At 64.3% G+C, this 16,389-nt stretch carries 19 protein-coding genes and 1 pseudogene; 4 read left to right on the forward strand and 16 right to left on the reverse strand.

Features of this window, described 5'->3' with window-relative positions:
* The first annotated feature begins 22 nt into the window (after positions 1-22).
* Positions 23-1,636, forward strand: coding sequence for a hypothetical protein (locus Q2941_RS06205; RefSeq protein ID WP_027523168.1), 1,614 nt, complete (start codon positions 23-25; stop codon positions 1,634-1,636).
* Between the two features lie 66 nt (positions 1,637-1,702).
* On the opposite strand, the gene Q2941_RS06210 is transcribed toward Q2941_RS06205, so the two are convergent.
* The 4 genes from Q2941_RS06210 to Q2941_RS06225 form a co-directional block, all read right to left on the reverse strand.
* Positions 1,703-2,983, reverse strand: coding sequence for a virginiamycin B lyase family protein (locus Q2941_RS06210; protein WP_458191939.1), 1,281 nt, complete (start codon positions 2,981-2,983; stop codon positions 1,703-1,705).
* An 86-nt stretch (positions 2,984-3,069) separates the two neighbouring features.
* A complete protein-coding gene (locus Q2941_RS06215) occupies positions 3,070-3,342 on the reverse strand; it encodes a hypothetical protein (protein ID WP_035662401.1) in 273 nt (90 codons plus the stop codon).
* 253 nt (positions 3,343-3,595) lie between these two features.
* Entirely contained in the window at positions 3,596-3,802 is a 207-nt protein-coding gene (locus tag Q2941_RS06220; RefSeq protein ID WP_027523171.1) for a hypothetical protein, read from the reverse strand.
* Between the two features lie 72 nt (positions 3,803-3,874).
* A complete protein-coding gene (locus Q2941_RS06225; RefSeq protein ID WP_458191940.1) occupies positions 3,875-4,117 on the reverse strand; it encodes a hypothetical protein in 243 nt (80 codons plus the stop codon).
* A gap of 150 nt (positions 4,118-4,267) precedes the next feature.
* Between Q2941_RS06225 and Q2941_RS06230 the strand changes: the two genes are divergently transcribed.
* Entirely contained in the window at positions 4,268-4,693 is a 426-nt protein-coding gene (locus tag Q2941_RS06230; protein WP_254110979.1) for a DUF5413 family protein, read from the forward strand.
* Between the two features lie 78 nt (positions 4,694-4,771).
* Positions 4,772-5,323, forward strand: coding sequence for a DUF4112 domain-containing protein (locus tag Q2941_RS06235; RefSeq protein WP_027523174.1), 552 nt, complete (start codon positions 4,772-4,774; stop codon positions 5,321-5,323).
* A 211-nt stretch (positions 5,324-5,534) separates the two neighbouring features.
* Here Q2941_RS06235 and Q2941_RS06240 read toward each other — a convergent pair whose 3' ends face one another.
* The 4 genes from Q2941_RS06240 to msrA form a co-directional block, all read right to left on the reverse strand.
* Positions 5,535-5,822 carry a hypothetical protein gene (locus Q2941_RS06240; RefSeq protein WP_027523175.1) on the reverse strand — a complete coding sequence of 96 codons (288 nt, stop codon included), beginning with the start codon at positions 5,820-5,822 and terminating at the stop codon, positions 5,535-5,537.
* Between the two features lie 204 nt (positions 5,823-6,026).
* Entirely contained in the window at positions 6,027-6,191 is a 165-nt protein-coding gene (locus Q2941_RS06245; RefSeq protein WP_080586674.1) for a DUF3309 family protein, read from the reverse strand.
* A 104-nt stretch (positions 6,192-6,295) separates the two neighbouring features.
* Entirely contained in the window at positions 6,296-6,715 is a 420-nt protein-coding gene (msrB, locus tag Q2941_RS06250) for a peptide-methionine (R)-S-oxide reductase MsrB (protein WP_027523176.1), read from the reverse strand.
* 30 nt (positions 6,716-6,745) lie between these two features.
* Entirely contained in the window at positions 6,746-7,456 is a 711-nt protein-coding gene (msrA, locus tag Q2941_RS06255) for a peptide-methionine (S)-S-oxide reductase MsrA (protein WP_458191941.1), read from the reverse strand.
* Positions 7,457-7,702: 246 nt separating this feature from the next.
* On the opposite strand from msrA, the gene Q2941_RS06260 reads away from it, so the two are divergent.
* The gene (locus Q2941_RS06260) at positions 7,703-9,388 is read left to right on the forward strand and encodes a caspase family protein (RefSeq protein WP_458191942.1); all 1,686 of its coding nucleotides are present in this window, start codon (positions 7,703-7,705) and stop codon (positions 9,386-9,388) included.
* Positions 9,389-9,482: 94 nt separating this feature from the next.
* On the opposite strand, the pseudogene Q2941_RS06265 reads toward Q2941_RS06260, so the two are convergent.
* The 8 genes and pseudogenes from Q2941_RS06265 to napE form a co-directional block, all read right to left on the reverse strand.
* Positions 9,483-9,695 (reverse strand): annotated as a pseudogene (locus Q2941_RS06265) (ATP-binding domain-containing protein); the annotation flags it as partial.
* 73 nt (positions 9,696-9,768) lie between these two features.
* On the reverse strand, positions 9,769-10,752 hold the full coding sequence (locus Q2941_RS06270) for an ABC transporter substrate-binding protein (RefSeq protein WP_458191943.1): 984 nt from the start codon (positions 10,750-10,752) through the stop codon (positions 9,769-9,771).
* A 162-nt stretch (positions 10,753-10,914) separates the two neighbouring features.
* Positions 10,915-12,030, reverse strand: a complete 1,116-nt coding sequence (locus Q2941_RS06275; RefSeq protein ID WP_458191944.1) for an ATP-dependent DNA helicase — start codon at positions 12,028-12,030, stop codon at positions 10,915-10,917.
* Between the two features lie 165 nt (positions 12,031-12,195).
* The gene (locus Q2941_RS06280) at positions 12,196-12,861 is read right to left on the reverse strand and encodes a NapC/NirT family cytochrome c (protein ID WP_458191945.1); all 666 of its coding nucleotides are present in this window, start codon (positions 12,859-12,861) and stop codon (positions 12,196-12,198) included.
* Positions 12,858-13,328, reverse strand: coding sequence for a nitrate reductase cytochrome c-type subunit (locus tag Q2941_RS06285; protein ID WP_027523181.1), 471 nt, complete (start codon positions 13,326-13,328; stop codon positions 12,858-12,860). The genes Q2941_RS06280 and Q2941_RS06285 overlap by 4 nt, the downstream gene beginning before the upstream one ends.
* A 2-nt stretch (positions 13,329-13,330) precedes the next feature.
* Entirely contained in the window at positions 13,331-15,835 is a 2,505-nt protein-coding gene (gene napA / locus Q2941_RS06290) for a nitrate reductase catalytic subunit NapA (protein ID WP_458191946.1), read from the reverse strand.
* Between the two features lie 30 nt (positions 15,836-15,865).
* Positions 15,866-16,180, reverse strand: a complete 315-nt coding sequence (locus Q2941_RS06295) for a chaperone NapD (protein ID WP_027523183.1) — start codon at positions 16,178-16,180, stop codon at positions 15,866-15,868.
* A 25-nt stretch (positions 16,181-16,205) separates the two neighbouring features.
* Positions 16,206-16,388 carry a periplasmic nitrate reductase, NapE protein gene (napE, locus tag Q2941_RS06300; protein WP_027523184.1) on the reverse strand — a complete coding sequence of 61 codons (183 nt, stop codon included), beginning with the start codon at positions 16,386-16,388 and terminating at the stop codon, positions 16,206-16,208.
* Between the last annotated feature and the right edge of the window lies 1 nt (position 16,389).

A 16,389-nucleotide genomic window follows, 5' to 3' on the forward strand; every position in this document is an offset into this window, starting at 1 on the left:
ACAGGCGCATAGTTGAGTTGAAATGGCTGATTACTATCCGCTAATCGCCCGTGCTATTGCCGCCCTGGACCCCAATGCTCCCGGCGAAAGCCGCCGCGCGCTCTATGAACGGGCGCGCACGGCGCTGATCGCGCAGCTCCGCAGCGTGCAGCCACCGCTCTCCGAATCCGAGATCACGCGCGAGCGCCTGTCGCTGGAAGAGGCCGTCCGCAAGGTCGAATCGGAAGCCGCCCAGCGCGCCCGCGAGGCCTCGCGCCCGGGCGGCGGCCCCCGCACCGGCGGCGGCAGTGGTGATGCCTTCCGTCGGGCCAGTGCCCGCGCCGCCGAGGGCGCTCTGCCCGTTGCGCCGCCTTCGGCCTCATCGCCCGCACCGCGCCCCCCGCGTCCCGCGGCGCCGCCGCCGTCGCGCAACGAGCGTCCCCCGCTTGGCGGGGACGATCTCGGAGACCGCGACGCCCAGCGCCAGTCGCGTCCTCCGCGCCCGCAGGCTCCGCCCCCGATGCCCGAGCCGCCGCCGGCGCCGCCTGCGGCGCGCGATCGCTCCACCTCGCGCCGTCCCCCGGAGGGCGCACCACCGCAGGCGCCGGGCGTTCGCGGCTTTCGCGACATCACCGCGGATGCCGACGATCTCGGCCGGGCCGCAGCGCAAGCCAACCGCGCCGCGCGCCGCACCTACGCCAACGTGCCGTCGCCCTCGCCGGAGTTCGACCGGCTCGAGCCGAATCTGGAGAACCGCGGCGGGGAGCCGCCGGACGTTCCGTATTCCTATGACGAGTCGATCGAGGAAGCCGAGCGCTACGCGCCCCGGCCGTCCGCGCCGCGCCCGCACATCCCGGTCCTCGACCGCGACACCAAGAAGCGCCGCTCCGGCTCCACCTTCCCGTTCAAGAGCGCGATCGCCGTCGGCATCGTGCTGATCCTGGTCGGTGCCGGCATCCTCTGGGGCAAGCAGGCGGTGCAGACCGTGAGCGGCCTGTTCAAGCCATCCCAGACGCAGGTCGTCGAGGCGCCGAAGGATACGTCGCAGCCGGCGCCGAAGCCGAAGATCCCGGATCGCGTCGGCCAGCCCTCGTCGACCGAGCAGCCGGCCGCGCCGGTGGCGCAGAAGGTCGTGCTCTATGACGAGGATCCGTCCGATCCCAAGGGCAAGCAATATGTCGGCACCGTGGTCTGGCGGACCGAGCCGATCAAGGCCTCGGGCAATCAGAAGGCCGACGTCGCCGTGCGCGCCGACATCGACATCCCCGACCGCAAGTTCAAGATGACGATGTCGTTCCGTCGCAACACGGATTCATCGCTGCCGGCGAGCCACACCGCAGAGCTGACCTTCATCCTGCCGCCGGACTTCCCCGGTGGCGGCGTCGCCAACGTGCCTGGCATCCTGATGAAGTCGAACGAGCAGGCGCGCGGCACGCCGCTCGCGGGCCTCGCAGTCAAGGTCACCGACGGCTTCTTCCTGGTCGGCCTCTCCAACGTCGATGCCGATCGCGCGCGCAACGTCCAGCTCCTGAAGGAGCGCTCCTGGTTCGACGTGCCGTTGGTCTACGCCAACCAGCGTCGCGCCATCATCGCCATCGAGAAGGGTGCCCCCGGCGAGCGCGCCTTCAACGACGCGTTCGCGGCGTGGGGGGAGTAGGGAACACTTCAACCGCTTTCGTCATTCCGGGTTCACGCTTCGCGCGCCCTCGAATGACCGCAGAACCTAGTGCCCCGTCCCGCCGATCTCCACCACGCCCACCTTGTTGACGAGGCTGTTGGCCAGCACCGGGTTGCCGTTGCGGTCGACGTCCATGTTGCGGACGATGTCGCCGCCGCCGGGGATCGCCCAGCTCTGGAATTTCTCGCTTGCGGGATCGAAGCGGACGATGGTGTTGGGTTTTGCGGCGGACTCGCTGTACCAGACTGCGCCCTTGGTGAAGACGATGCCGTAAGGCTGCGACTTCGGCCCGCTCGGTGAAGCCCATTCCTTCACCATGCCCGTTGTGGGATCGAGCCGGCCGAGAAAGCCGCGAGCGAAATCGACATACCAGATCGCATCGTCGGGGCCGACAGCGAGCCGGCGCGGGCGGGCGGCCGCATCCGGCAACAGGTACTCGCGGATCTCCATCGTCTTCGAATCGATGGTTGCGATCTTCGGTGCGCCGAACTCGACGAACCAGACGGCGTTCTTCGCATTCACCACGATGCCGTAGGGCCGCGCGTTCGCCGTCGGCGGCGTGACGAGCCTGATCTCGCCGCTCGTTGGATCAAGGCGCCCGACCTTGTTGCCGCCTTGCACGGTGAACCAGATGATGCCGTCATGGTCGAAGACGAGCGTATGCGGGTCCTTGGCCGATGCATCCGGCAGCCGGTACTCCCTGACGTCGCCGGTCTTCGGATCGAGCCTGCCGATCAGCCCGGCGAAATTGCCGGTGAACCAGATGTTGCCGTGCTTGTCCTCCTTCAGCCCGTGCGGACCGGTCTGCGGATTGAGCTTGTATTCGCGGATCGCGCCGCTGGCGGGATCGAGGCGGCCGAGCACGTTGGCGAGCTGGCCCGAGTACCACAGCGATCCGTCACGAGCGGCGAGCGGATCGTGCGGCCGCGAGCCCTCGGTGGCGACCGGCCACTCCTTGATGTCGATCTGCGTGTCGCCGGCGATCAGCGCTGCCGCCGGCCGTGGCCGTTCCGGAAAGCTCTTGATGAGATAGTCGGTGATCCCGGCGACCTCCTCCGGCGGGATCGGCGCGCCAAAATTCTGCATCATGCGGATGACGGTGTGCCAGCCTTCGGGCGAGTAGCCCGCCGTGAGCCGGCCGATGTCGTGGCAGGAGCCGCAGATGCCGACGACGGTGTTCTTGCCGGGGCCATCCGGAAAGTTGACGCCGGCCTGCTGGGCGGGCGCCGCGCAAGGCGCCAGTGCCAGCAAGGCGGCTGTGCTCGCCGGGATAAGGGATTGCCGCCAGCCGCCCGCGATCAGGATCCTCGCCCAAATCTTCGCCATGTCTGTTGCTCCAGCTCTCTTGGCCGGGCCTCAGCATAGCGTCGATCGCGACAGGACGCCGCTCAACTTGCAGTGCGCGCGAGGGATCAGTTCGCGGCAGCTTCCCGCTTGCGCGCGGCGGCGGCCTCGCGGTCCATCACGGCGCGGCAGCCCGGGCTGACATGGTGCTTGTTGCGGACCATGCAGGCAGTGACCCGGGAGATGTAGGGGATTTCGCTGGCGCACAGCCGCATGGCGTCGCTGGTGCACATCTGTTGCGCCTCGGACGAGAAGGCGAGGCCGGGTGCGGCGTGAAGCACGGTGGCAGTTGCGGCAATGGCGGCGAAAGTGGCGATCTTCCCGATCCGGTAACTAGACATGTGAGATGCATCCCCAAGATTTTGGCGGTGTTGGCCGCTTGTGCATTGGAGGCGCCGCACGCGGCTTGCGCTGCCGCACGTCAGGTCCGACACGCGGGGAGATGCCCCCGGTGTGGTTGCTCGATTACGCTTGAGATTTCGAATCGAAAGTGCTGCGCCGCCCCAATTCGATTATGCGCGAATGCTGCGAAGCTTCAATGGTTCGTGTGAACGATTTCACGATTGTTGCGCGTTCGTCACGGCAACGCTTGCCTCACGCACGCGCCGAGGGCGCGTCAGCGAGAGCCGCGGCATGCTCCTCGATCGCCGTGACGCCTTTGGACGTCAGCTCGAACAGGTCTCCGTCCTTCATGACATAGCCTTCGATGATGAGCTCCTCGATCTCGCCATGGCGGTCGTCGGCGAAGGCGATGGACTGGCTAATGTCCCTGAGGATCGCGAGCTGTTCGTCGCGCAGCATCGTGGCATCTCCGTCTTAAGGCGCGATGAGGTCAGGATGAATCGTCATCGCGCTTAGGGCGCCGCAAGCGCCTTACATGCCGTGGCTCTCGAACACCTTGCGGCAGGAGCGCGAGAGCCTGGCCCGGTTCGCCTGGAGGCAGGACTGGACCGCCCCGTCATTGCCGAGATCCTTGCGGCACAGGCGCTCGGCGTCGCGCGAGCAGGCCTGCTGCTCTCCTGGGGTTCCAGCATGACCTTGCGCGAATGCCGGCGGGCTTGTGAGGCCGGATGCGGTGAGCGTAATCGTTGCCAGGAACAGGGTGATCCAACGCATGGCCAAATCCAATCTCCTGAAAGGGCAGACATGTGGTCCGTTCACAGAACCCGGCGGCCTGCCACTTGTTCCCCGGCCGCCCCGCCCCGGCTATCCAAGCTTCTCAGGGCGCTGCTATAACGGGGCGGGTCTTGAGGTGAGGGGTAATTGATGAAACGCTATCTGGTTTTTGCGCTGGTGGGCCCGTTTGTCGGTGGATTCCTCCTGCTGCTGACGACGACCTACCAGTCCGGCTATTGGGCCCAGACCAATTTGGGCGAGGTCGGCAAGCTGTTCGTGGTGTTCTTCAAGACACTGCAATACAGCTATTTGTTCGGCTTCCTTCCCTCGCTGATGATCGGCGCGGTCGACGACATTCTGGTCCACATCAAGCGGATCGGGCCGGTGCTGCGGATGCTGCTGGTTGGCCTGTTCGCGTTCGTGCTCGCCGCTATCACCTATGGCTCGCGCGGGGCGGATTCCGGCGCGGTGCAATGGATCCTCTATGGCCTCGTCGGTTTCGTGCCGAGCGTGATTTCGTCCTGGCTCGTGCATAAATATGTCGAGGAGTCGCAACCGGCTCCGGCGCCAACCTGAGGGCAGGGGCGGCGATTGGGCGCGGCGCAGCAACCGAAGCGGCGCATGCGCGTTTGCCCAAGCGATGACGCTCAACGAATGACGATGTCTGACGACGATATTCTTGCAACGCGCCGTCCCCGCTCGGGGAGGACCTCGCGCGCGGCCTTCTCGGGCGATGAGGCCCGTGGGCCGATCATCGATCAGGACGGCCGCGAGATCCGTCCCGAGACGCTCGGAGAGGGCTTTCGCGAATTCGGCCAAGAGTTCGGCCAAGAATTTGGCCAAACCAATCCGTTCGGCAATCTGACGCGCGAGCAGCGGCTGGCGCGGCTCGAGGCGATCGCAAAGCTGCTCGACGTCGCCTTCATCCTGCCCGGCACCAATATCCGCTACGGCATCGACGGCCTGATCGGCTTGATCCCTGTCATCGGCGACATCATCACAACAGCGATCTCGCTGTGGCTGGTGCGCGAGGCCCGCGCGCTGGGCGCGCCCTGGTACATCACGGCGCGGATGCTCGGCAATGTCGCGGTCGACGGCGTGGTCGGCATGGTGCCGTTCGCAGGCGATGCCTTCGACGTCATGTTCCGCGCCAACATGCGCAACGTCCGCCTGTTGCGCCGCTGGCTGGACAAGCAGCCGCGCTAGAGCATGATCCGGACCGGAGCGCCGCGTTAGCGCAAAGTGTGGAGCGGTTTTCCCTCGCGACAAACGCGGTACGCGTTTGCGCGGAGATCATGCTCAAACAACAGCCTAAAGCGCGATGACGATTCATCCTGATCTCATTGCGCTTTAGACGCGAAAAGCGCGGTAACCTTTCGGCTACCGCGCTCATTGCGCATCGGAGGATGAGAAAAGCTTACGCCGCGTCGGCGTCGGTGTTCGCGGCCGGCTTGCGGCGGCGCGGCAGCGGGAACGCCTCGCTCTCATAGAGCGAGCGGATGCCATTCTGGTCGAAGCGAGCTTCTTCGACCTGGAGGTACGCGCCGTTCAGTGAGTCCGTCGGCAATTCCTCGATCGCAAAGCGCACGGCTTCGGCCGCGGTGCCGAACCGCCGATAGGTGAAGCCCGCACGCTTCTTCTTGCGGATCGCGGCGGGGAAAAGCTCGGCGGAGGTATTGAAGTTGAACGGACGCAGTGGACGCATGGTCAAAGACCTCGTGATCTTCTTCGGTTACAGGCGCGTGTGGGGTTTGTTGAGCGCGGGCCGCAATCGGGCGGCCATGGCATTTTCGCCCTCTAATATAGGCCGATTTGACGGAAATGCGACCCCTGCGAACGGAGATGATGAATCCACGCATGGCAGCCACGCAAAGGAAATAAGTTTAATAAATTCAATAGCTTGGATGGTTTACAGCTTGCCAAGAAGCAGCAGCACGATCAGCACCACCAGGACCACGCCGCCAATCCCCATGCCGGAATGGCCCATGCCATAGCCATAGCCGCCAAATCGGCCGGACATGCCGCCCAGGAGGTAGATAATCACCAGGATGATCAGGATGGTTCCGAGGGTCATGGCGTCCTCCCTGACGGTCCGCCGGAATGCGCCTCCGGCCGCACCGTCAGAAGAGAAAAGCACATCCGGCCGCCGGGTTCCATGCCGGAACCCGGCTCTTGCCATTATCTCGGCTTGAGCTTCAGCGCCGCCGAATTGATGCAGTAGCGCAGGCCCGTGGGCGCCGGGCCGTCGGCGAAGACATGGCCGAGATGGCCGCTGCAATTGGAGCACAGCACCTCGGTGCGGATCATGCCGTGGCTTGAGTCCGTTTCCTCGTCGATATGGCTCTCGACCGCCGGCTGGGTGAAGCTCGGCCAGCCGCAGCCGGAATCGAATTTGGCGTCGGACTCGAACAGCACGTTGCCGCAGCCGGCGCAAACGTAGGTGCCGGCGCGGTGGTCGTGCTCGTACTCGCCCGAGAAGGGACGCTCGGTCGCCTTTTCGCGGAGTACCGCATACTGCATCGGCGTGAGCTCGCGCCGCCACTGCTCCTCGCTCTTGGCGACCTTGGTTTCGTTCGTGGGTGTCTTGGTGTCGGGCATGGATCTCCCGTTTAGCTAGTGACTTTGCAATCAGTTGGTGGCCTTGCTGGCGCTGACCAGCGTCGGCTTCTCGATATAGTTATCCGCGAACAGCTTTTTCAGGTTCTCGACCTTCGGGATGTCGTTGTAGGCGATGTAGGGCTGGTTCGGATGCAACGTCAGATAATCCTGGTGATAGGCCTCCGCCGGATAGAACGCCTCCAGCGCGCCGACCTTGGTCACGATCGGCTTGCTGAAGACCCTGGCGGCATTGAGCTGCGCGATGTAGCCGTCCGCGATCTTCTTCTGCTCGTCGGAGGTGGTGAAGATCGCCGAGCGATATTGCGTGCCTGTGTCGGGGCCCTGGCGGTTGAGCTGGGTCGGATCGTGCACGACGGAGAAGAAGATCTGGAGGATCTTGCCGTAGGAGATCTTCTTCGGATCGTATTTGATCTCGACGGACTCTGCGTGGCCAGTCGTGCCCGACGAGACCGTGTGATAGTCGGCGCTCGCCTTGGTGCCGCCGGCATAGCCGGAGACCGCGTTGACGACGCCGGCGGTGTGCTGGAACACGCCCTGAACGCCCCAGAAGCAGCCGCCGGCCACGACCGCGGTCTGGATACCGCTTGTGGGCGCAGCGTCGACGGCGGGGGCAGGGATCACCACCGCATCTTCCGCAGCCCGCGAAGGCGCGGCGAAGGCCAGCGCCAGCGTGGCGGTGGCGGCGAGCAGAGGGAGGGAATGGAAGGCGGGTCGGCTCATGGCGGATCCTCGTTCGGTCGGTAGCGACAGTCTAGGGTGGTTGGGGCCGGGCGAACAGCCCGGCAGGCCGCCGCTTTCGGGCCTGCCCAAGATACGGGCGCGCGGGCCGGATGTTACGCGCTGGCAGACACGAGCCCGTGAAGAAGCCATGCTAGCGTCGCCGGAACGCGGAAAATCGGGCCGGGATGAACCCCTCTCTTGGATGACCGACATAGAATGAGTGGCGGTGGAGCTTGTTCGACGAAAATGTTGCGCGTCGTTTCCCTGATCCTTCTCATCCTGCTGTCATCTGCGCCGGCCGTCCTGGCCGACCCCCAGCTTGGCGACGATCTCGAGACCTGCCGCGAGCGCAAGATCGACCTGCCGACGCGGTTCACAGCCTGCGAAAACCTGCTCGGCTCGGACCGCGTGACCGGGAAGGACAAGTCCATCGCGCTGACCGTGCGGGGCTTCACGCTTCTGAACAAGCGCGACTTCGACCACGCCCTCGAAGCCTTCGCCGCGGCGCGCGACGCCGATCCCGACAACATGGTCGCGCTCGACGGCCAGGCCCAGGCCCACCAGCGCAAGGGCCAGGACGATCTGGCGATGGCCGACTACAACCTCGTCCTCCAGAAGCGCCCCAACTATGGCGGTGCCTACAATGATCGCGGCACGCTGTACTTGCGCAAGGGCGCGCTCCAGAGCGCGCTCGACGATTTCAATCTCGCCATCAAATACACGCCCAATCTGCTGGTCGGTCACACCAACCGCGCGCGGACGCGGACCTTCATGAAGAATTTCGACGGTGCGCTCGCCGACTTTGCCGACGCGCAGAAGATCGATCCGAATGCGCTGCAAATTCCTAACCATCGCTGCGTGACCTTTGCCGCGATGCGGCGCTTCGACGAGGCGCTCGCCGATTGCAACAACGTCCTGGGCAAGCAGCCGAAGAACCAGTATGCGCTCGCCAACCGCGCTGATGCCTACCTCGCCAAGGGCGACCTCGATTCCGCGCTGAACGACTACAACGCCATCCTCGAGATGAATCCGAACAACGTCCGCGCCCATGCCGGCCGCGGCCAGGTGTTCGAGCGCAAGCAGGATCGCGCGCAGGCGCGCGCCGACTACCGCGCCGCCGCCTTTGCGCTCACCCCGTTCGACGAGATCGACGTCGCGATGGCGCGCACCGGCGCGCGGAGCCGCCTGGCCGTGCTCGAGCCCAAGACGCCTTCGACGCGCTCGACGCTGCGCCGAGTGGCGCTGGTGATCGGCAACGGCGCCTACCGCAACGTTCATGCGCTCGCCAATCCGCCGCGCGACGCCAAGCTGATCGCCAGTGCGCTACGCGACGTCGGCTTCCAGACCGTCACGATCTCGACTGATCTTTCCCGGGACCAGTTCTTCGAGACGCTGCGCAGCTTTGCGGCGGATGCGGAGAAGGCCGATTGGGCGGTGGTTTACTATGCCGGGCATGGCTTCGAGATCGGCGGCGTCAACTACCTCGTGCCGGTCGATGCAAGGCTCGCGGTCGACAAGGACGCGGAGACCGAAGCCGTGGCGCTGGAGCAGGTGATCGCGGCGGTCGGCGGCGCGCACAAGCTGCGGCTCGTGATCCTTGATGCCTGTCGCGACAATCCCTTCGCGCCGACCATGCAGCACACGCTGGCGCTCAAGCTGGTCGACAAGGGTTTTTCCAACATCGAGCCCAGTGTGGGTTTCATGGTGGTCTACGCCGCCAAGCACGGCGAGACCGCGATGGACGGCGACGGCAACGACAGCCCGTTCGCGCTTGCGCTCGCCCGCGATGTGCGGCAGCCGAATGTGGAGGTCCGCAAGCTCTTCGACATCGTCCGTGACGACGTCTGGCTCCAGACCAAGCACGGGCAGCAACCCTTCACCTACGGCTCGCCGCCCGGCAGCGAGGATTTTTACTTCGTGGCGGGCAAATGAGGGATTTCGTAGGGTGGGCAAAGCGAAGCGTGCCCACCATTTCTCCGCGCATTTGGATGGATGGTGGGCACGGCGCTTCGCGCCTTTGCCCACCCTACAGCACCACCACACTGAGCCGCTTCGCCGCCCTTGTGATGCCCGTGTACAGCCACCTGGCGCGGCTGTCCTGGAACGCAAAGCTCTCGTCGAACAGCACGATATCGTCCCATTGCGAGCCCTGCGACTTGTGCACGGTCAGCACGTAGCCGTAGTCGAACTCGTCATAGGGCTTGCGCTGCTCCCAGGCGATCTGCTCGCCCCCCTTGAACGACGTCCGCTATGCTCTCAATAGCGGAAGGAAAGCGGACGCTGCACGAGGTCAGATGGGCCAATAAGCGACGTCACTCGATCACCTCGTCCGCGTGGCCGAGCAGCATCGCAGGCATTTCGAGGCCGAGCGCTTTCGCGGTTTTGAGATTGATGATCAGCGCGAATCTGGTCTGCTGATAGAAAGGAATATCACCCGGATTGGCACCTCCAAGAATTTCAACGGTGAGGCTGGCGAGGCGGCGAAAAGTGTCCTTCAGGTCGATTGAGTAAGCCATCAGCCCGCCAACATCGACATATTCGCGGAACGGATAAATTGCAGGAATCCGGCTTTTCGTAACCAATTCGACAATCACCTCGACATTGATGGTGTTCTCGGGTTCATCAGACACCATGAGCGCATCCGCTCGATCTTGTTCCATCGATCTGAAGACGCGCTGGTACTCTGCTTCGTTAAAAGCGCTCAGCATGGCCGGAGACAATGAAACGCCTGCCTGTTTGGCGGCTTCTCGCACTGTCGCGCCTCTTTGATCTTCCCAGAATGGTTGCGATGCAAGGTAGCCGACGGTGGACAGTTTCGGCATCGCCTCGACCAGCAAGCCCAAACGTTTTCCGATGATCTCCAATCCGCCAGCAATAGCAACGCCTGTGATGTTGCCACCCGGCCGCGCGATGCTTGCCGTAAGTCCCATTGCAATCGGATCGATGATCACCGTCACGAGCGGGATCGTGGTCGTCGCCATTTTGAAGTCCAGCGAGAGACGGCCGCCCGACACCACAATCAGGTCGGGATGCGTGTTGACGACATTGCGGGCCAACTCGGCATAGCGCGCTCGCCCTTCTCCTGAGTACCTGTCCACCCCGAGGTTTTGGCCTTCAACATAGCCATGGCGGTTTAGCTCTTCGAAAAAAGCGCGGTAGTTTGCGCTTGTTCGGCTACCGGTGCCCGCCGAACTAACGAAAGCGATCCGCTTCATCTTCGCAGGTTGCTGCGCACGCGCTGCGAGCGGCCAGGTAGCCGCAGTGCCAAGTGCGGCGACGAAATCGCGCCGTCTCATGTATCCCTCTCAGAGAAACCTCATCGACGCCTCAAGCATACACCTTGCGAAGAAGCAGCGGGTGAGAAAGGAAAGCCAACCGACCCTAGCCCCCTTGCGACCCAATGTCCGTTCGGGACGCATCCCTTGACCGTGGGTAGGAGGTCCTACGGCAGTGGAGCTTTACACCACCACGCTCAGCCGCTTCGCCGCCCTTGTGATGCCCGTGTACAGCCACCTGGCGCGGCTGTCCTGGAACGCAAAGCTCTCGTCGAACAGCACGACATCGTCCCATTGCGAGCCCTGCGACTTGTGCACGGTCAGCACGTAGCCGTAGTCGAACTCGTCATAGGGCTTGCGCTGCTCCCAGGCGATCTGCTCGACGCCGCCCTCGAAGCAATCCGCGCGCACCGAGACCTTCGTCACCTTGTGACCGAAGTCCTCGTCCGGCGACAGCCGCATGCTGAGGATCCGCGACTTCGAGCGCGAGGTGTTGCGCGACTTCACGCGCCACAGGCCGCCATTGAACAGGCCCTTCTTGCGGTTGTTGCGCAGGCACACCAGCTTGTCGCCGGCGACCGGAAACTGGTCTTCGATATTCTGGCGCTGGCGCACGCGCATGTTGTAGGCGCGGCGGGTGTTGTTGCGGCCGACCAGGATCTGGTCGGCGCTCATGACGCGGTCAGGATCGAGCTCCTTGCGCGAGACCACCTCGCTCTCGCCATAGCGGCCGATTTCGAGCTCCCGACCCTCGCGGATGTCCATCGACATCCGCACGATCGGATCGTCCTGCGCCTGGCGATGCACCTCGGTCAGCATCGCGTCGGGCTCGGTATTGGTGAAGAAGCCGCCGCCCTGGATCGGCGGCAACTGTGCGGGGTCTCCGAGCACGAGCAGCGGGCAGTCGAACGACATCAGGTCGCGGCCGAGTTCGGCATCGACCATCGAGCATTCGTCGATCACGATTAGCTTCGCCTTCGAGGCCGGCGCATCGTCCCACAGTTCGAAGCTCGGCTGCTCCTCGCCGGATTCACGGGCGCGGTAGATCAGCGAATGGATGGTGGAGGCGTTGTCGCAACCCTTGTTGCGCATGACGAGCGCCGCCTTGCCGGTGAAGGCGGCAAACTTCACCTCGCCGTCGACGCCGTCGGCGATATGCCGCGCCAGCGTCGTCTTGCCGGTTCCGGCAAAGCCGAACAGCCGGAAGATCGGCGGCGTGCCGTTACGGCCGGGCTTTGCCTTGAGCCAGTCGGCAACGGCGTTGAGGGCGGCATCCTGATGCGGGGTAAATGTCGGCATTTTCGTCTTGAGGGAGGGCGAAAATGATCGATTCGCCAGTCCCCAAAACTAACCATTCCCCCCGCCGGTTCAAGCCGCGGCGCATGATCCGGAAAAGTGCGCAGCGGTTTTCCGAAAAGATCATGCTCAAACAACAACTAAAGCGCGATGACATCGCGCTTTGCCCTATTGCCAGCCGGGAACGCCGCGCATGTCGGGCAGGTGGTGGGCGATGCCCTTATGGCAGTCGATGCAGGTTTTCTCGCCCGTGAACAGGAAGCGCTGATGCGCGACGGACGCCCGCGGCGACTGCTTGGTGATGTCCATGGAATCGGCACTGTGGCAGTTGCGGCATTCCAGCGAGTCATTGGCCTTGAAGCGCGCCCATTCATGCGCCGCGAGCTCGAGCCGGTGGTCGACGAATTTCTCGCGGGTGTCGATGGTGCCGAAAATCTTGCCCCAGACTTCCTTGGAGGCCTGCATCTTGCGCGCGATCTTGTCGGTCCAGTTGTGCGGGACGTGGCAGTCCGGGCAGGTCGCACGCACGCCGGAGCGGTTGCTGAAATGGATGGTTGATTTCAGCTCGGCGTAGACGTTGTCCTTCATCTCGTGGCAGCCGGTGCAGAATTTTTCGGTGTTGGTCAGCTCCAGCGCGGTGTTGAAGCCGCCCCAGAAGATGACGCCGGCCACGAAGCCCGCGAGCACCAGCGTACCCAATGCGAATACCGTGCTCGGCCGCGTCAGCACGCCCCACAGCTCGAGCGCGAAATCCCAGGTTCGGGCGAGAAAGCCGCGCCTGGTCTTCGGATCTGTATTGGGGTCTACATTGGGGTCTCCGGCGGTCGTCGTCATCGGCGGCCACCGGGGCTTGAACGCGAGAGCAGCGTGTCGATGTCGGTGAAGTCGTTGCTGACAGGCGGCGTGGCGGTGTTCTGCGGCACGTGGCATTCCGTGCAGAAGAAGCGCCGCGGCGAGATCGAGGCCAGGAACTGGCCGTCACGGTCCATGAAATGCGTGATCGAGACCATCGGCGCCTGTGATTCCGCCGTGCGCGAGCGCGCATGGCAGGACAGGCACTTGTTGCTGTTGAGGTCGATCTGGTAGCCGTCGATCGAATGCGGGATCACCGGCGGCTGCTCCGGATAGTTGCGCGACTCCCTTTCGGAGGTGTTGCGGTTCGGCAGCATCGGCGGAGCCGGCCCTTCGTCGTTGAGCGGGGTCGGCCCGCGCAGGCCCGAGGTCACCGTCTGCGCGGTCAGCGAACTCGCGCCCGCGGCAATAGCGAGCGCCAGAAGGACGATTCCGGATCGTTTCATCATGGTCACACCCGCTCGATGCGCACGGCGCATTTCTTGAAGTCGGTTTGCAGCGAGATCGGGTCGGTGGCGTCCAGCGTCACCTTGTTGATCAGCTTGGACTCGTCGAACCAGGGCACGAACACCAGCCCGCGCGGCGGCCGGTCGCGGCCCCGCGTCTCGACGCGAGCGCGGATGTAGCCGCGGCGGGACACGACCTTCACCTCGTCGCCGCGGCGCAGTTTTGCGTCCTGCGCGTCGTCGGGATGCATGAAGCAGACGGCCTCGGGGAACGCCTTGTAGAGCTCGGGCACGCGGCGCGTCATGGTGCCGGAATGCCAGTGCTCCAGCACGCGGCCGGTCGAGAGCCAGTACGGATAGTCATTGTCCGGCGATTCCGCCGCCGGCTCGAAAGGCAGCGCGAAGATGCGCGCCTTGCCGTCGGGGTAGCCGTAGAACTGCACGTCCGTGCCCTGCTTCACATAGGGATCGCTGCCTTCGCGGAAACGCCATTTGGTCTCCTGGCCGTTGACGACGGGCCAGCGCAGGCCACGCTCGCGGTGATAGCTTTCGAACGGCGCAAGGTCGTGACCATGGCCGCGGCCGAAGGCGGCATACTCCTCGAACAACCCCTTCTGCACGTAGAAGCCGAACGCCTTGGACTCGTCGTTGGCGTAGCCCTCCTCGATCTCCGAGGTCGGGAATTTGTCGACCTGCCCGTTCTTGTACAGCACGTCGAACAGCGTCTTGCCGCGATATTCCGGCTTCTTGGCGATCAGCTCTTCGGGCCAGACCTCCTCGATCTTGAAGCGTTTTGAAAACTCCATGAGCTGCCAGAGATCGGATTTGGATTCGCCGGGAGCCGAGACGAGCTGATGCCAGAATTGCGTGCGTCGCTCGGCGTTGCCATAGGCGCCTTCCTTCTCAACCCACATCGCCGTCGGCAGGATGAGGTCGGCCGCGAGCGCCGTCACGGTCGGGTAGGCATCCGAGACCACGATGAAATTGTCGGGGTTGCGGAAGCCCGGATAGGTTTCCTCGTTGATGTTGGGTCCCGCTTGCAGGTTGTTGTTGACCTGCACCCAATAGGCGTTGAGCAGGCCGTCTTTCAGCATCCGGCTCTGCAGCACGGCGTGATAGCCGGGCTTGTCGGGGATGGTGCCCTCGGGCAAGAGCCAGATGTGCTCTGTCTTGTCGCGGTGCTCCTTGTTGGTGACGACCATGTCGGCCGGCAGGCGATGCGAGAAGGTGCCGACCTCGCGCGCGGTGCCGCAGGCTGATGGCTGGCCAGTCAGCGAGAACGGGCTGTTGCCCGGCGAGGCGATCTTTCCGGTCAAGAGATGGATGTTGTAGACGAGGTTGTTGCACCAGACACCGCGGGTGTGCTGGTTGAAGCCCATGGTCCAGAACGAGACCACCTTGGTCTTGGGATCGGCGTAGAGCTCGGCCAGCGCCTCCAGCCGGTTGAGCGGCACGCCGGACATTTTTGCGGCCTTCTCCAGCGTGTAGTCCGAGACGAACTTTACGTATTCGTCGTAGGTCATGTCGGTGGAGTCGTTGGCCTTGGCCGCGCCGGTTGCCTTCTTCTGAAGCGGGTGTTCGGGCCGCAGGCCGTAGCCGATGTCGGTCTGGCCGCGCTTGAACACGGTATGCGCGGCGACGAAATCCTTGTTGACGCGGCCGGTCTTGATGATGTGGTTGGCGATCGCGTTGAGGATGTAAAGGTCGGTCTGCGGCACGAACACCATGCCGATATCGGCAAGGTCGAACGAGCGGTGCTCGAAGGTCGAGAGCACGGCGACGCGGACATGGGGGGCCGAGAGCCGGCGGTCGGTCAGGCGCGTCCACAGGATCGGGTGCATCTCCGCCATGTTGGAGCCCCACAGCACGAAGGCATCGGTGGCCTCGATGTCGTCATAGCAGCCGGCCGGTTCGTCGATGCCGAAGGTGCGCATCATGCCGGCGACCGCCGAGGCCATGCAGTGGCGCGCATTGGGATCGATATTGTTGGTGCGGAAGCCGGCCTTGAACAGCTTTGAGGCGGCATAGCCTTCCCAGATCGTCCACTGGCCGGAGCCGAACATGCCGACGCCGCTGGGCCCACGCTTCTTCAGCGCGTCCTTCCATTTCTCGGCCATGATGTCGAAGGCTTCGTCCCACGACACCGGCGTGAACTCGCCGTTCTTGTCATATTTGCCGCCTGTCTTGCGCAGCATCGGTTGCGTCAGGCGATCATGGCCGTACATGATCTTGGAGAGGAAGTAGCCCTTGACACAGTTGAGGCCGCGATTGACCTCGGCCTTGATGTCGCCGTGGGTAGCGACCACGCGGTTGTCCTTGGTCGCGACCATGACGGAGCAGCCGGTGCCGCAGAAGCGGCAGGCGGCCTTGTCCCATTTCAATTCGCTGCCGTCACGTTCGGTGACGAGGTTGGCGGCGAGCGCCGGTGCCGGCATGCCCGCGGCGGCGGCTGCGATCGCAGCGGCCTCCAGCTTCAGCATCTGGCGGCGGTCGATCTTCGGTGCGGTCATAACGGTTCTCCCGGCGTCAGCGACGCGGTCTCAAGCAGTTTCGATGGCGTGAAAGACCAGCGCCGCGGAATAGACGTGCGGCATGGACTGGATGTCGTTGAGCATGGTGCCGAGGCTGCCGGCATCCGGCGCCTCCACCACGACGACGAGCTTGCCGCGCGCATCGCGGCCATGAATTTCGCAGCCGGGCAGTGCCGTGATGTCGGCCTCGACCTCGGCGAGGCGCTCGGGGCGCGCCTGCACCAGAATGCTGGCGATCTCGCCTCCGGGCGGAGGCACGACGCGGTCGGCGCTGAGCACCCGGCCGGTGATCAATGCGCGGCGGTTGAGTTTGGCTAGGGCCATGATCTCGGTCTTTCGCTGCGGGAATTCAATGTGGGGGAGGCGGGCCGGGAGGGCCTGCGAACATCTGGTAGATCCACACGGCGAGCCCGTAGCTGCCGACCGTTCCGACCGCGAGTGCGGGCATCACAACCGCTGTCAGGAACAGGAATGCAAAGATCTCCATGCGCTTGCGGCGCACGCGCCCAGTTGTGTCGTCAGGGGCCGACATA

It is taken from the genome of Bradyrhizobium sp. UFLA05-153, from assembly GCF_054185185.1.

Bases quoted from the DNA above. Each gene is read 5' to 3' on its own strand.
- Q2941_RS06240 (WP_027523175.1), bottom strand. From the start codon at position 5,822: ATGCGTCCACTGCGTCCGTTCAACTTCAATACCTCCGCCGAGCTTTTC.
- Q2941_RS06295 (WP_027523183.1), bottom strand. From the start codon at position 16,180: ATGGCCCTAGCCAAACTCAACCGCCGCGCATTGATCACCGGCCGGGTG.
- Q2941_RS06245 (WP_080586674.1), bottom strand. From the start codon at position 6,191: ATGACCCTCGGAACCATCCTGATCATCCTGGTGATTATCTACCTCCTG.
- Q2941_RS06275 (WP_458191944.1), bottom strand. From the start codon at position 12,030: ATGCCGACATTTACCCCGCATCAGGATGCCGCCCTCAACGCCGTTGCC.
- Q2941_RS06285 (WP_027523181.1), bottom strand. From the start codon at position 13,328: ATGATGAAACGATCCGGAATCGTCCTTCTGGCGCTCGCTATTGCCGCG.
- msrB (WP_027523176.1), bottom strand. From the start codon at position 6,715: ATGCCCGACACCAAGACACCCACGAACGAAACCAAGGTCGCCAAGAGC.
- Q2941_RS06235 (WP_027523174.1), top strand. From the start codon at position 4,772: ATGACGATGTCTGACGACGATATTCTTGCAACGCGCCGTCCCCGCTCG.
- napA (WP_458191946.1), bottom strand. From the start codon at position 15,835: ATGACCGCACCGAAGATCGACCGCCGCCAGATGCTGAAGCTGGAGGCC.
- Q2941_RS06205 (WP_027523168.1), top strand. From the start codon at position 23: ATGGCTGATTACTATCCGCTAATCGCCCGTGCTATTGCCGCCCTGGAC.
- msrA (WP_458191941.1), bottom strand. From the start codon at position 7,456: ATGAGCCGACCCGCCTTCCATTCCCTCCCTCTGCTCGCCGCCACCGCC.
- Q2941_RS06260 (WP_458191942.1), top strand. From the start codon at position 7,703: ATGTTGCGCGTCGTTTCCCTGATCCTTCTCATCCTGCTGTCATCTGCG.
- Q2941_RS06280 (WP_458191945.1), bottom strand. From the start codon at position 12,861: ATGACGACGACCGCCGGAGACCCCAATGTAGACCCCAATACAGATCCG.
- Q2941_RS06270 (WP_458191943.1), bottom strand. From the start codon at position 10,752: ATGAGACGGCGCGATTTCGTCGCCGCACTTGGCACTGCGGCTACCTGG.
- Q2941_RS06215 (WP_035662401.1), bottom strand. From the start codon at position 3,342: ATGTCTAGTTACCGGATCGGGAAGATCGCCACTTTCGCCGCCATTGCC.
- Q2941_RS06220 (WP_027523171.1), bottom strand. From the start codon at position 3,802: ATGCTGCGCGACGAACAGCTCGCGATCCTCAGGGACATTAGCCAGTCC.
- napE (WP_027523184.1), bottom strand. From the start codon at position 16,388: ATGTCGGCCCCTGACGACACAACTGGGCGCGTGCGCCGCAAGCGCATG.
- Q2941_RS06210 (WP_458191939.1), bottom strand. From the start codon at position 2,983: ATGGCGAAGATTTGGGCGAGGATCCTGATCGCGGGCGGCTGGCGGCAA.
- Q2941_RS06230 (WP_254110979.1), top strand. From the start codon at position 4,268: ATGAAACGCTATCTGGTTTTTGCGCTGGTGGGCCCGTTTGTCGGTGGA.
- Q2941_RS06225 (WP_458191940.1), bottom strand. From the start codon at position 4,117: ATGCGTTGGATCACCCTGTTCCTGGCAACGATTACGCTCACCGCATCC.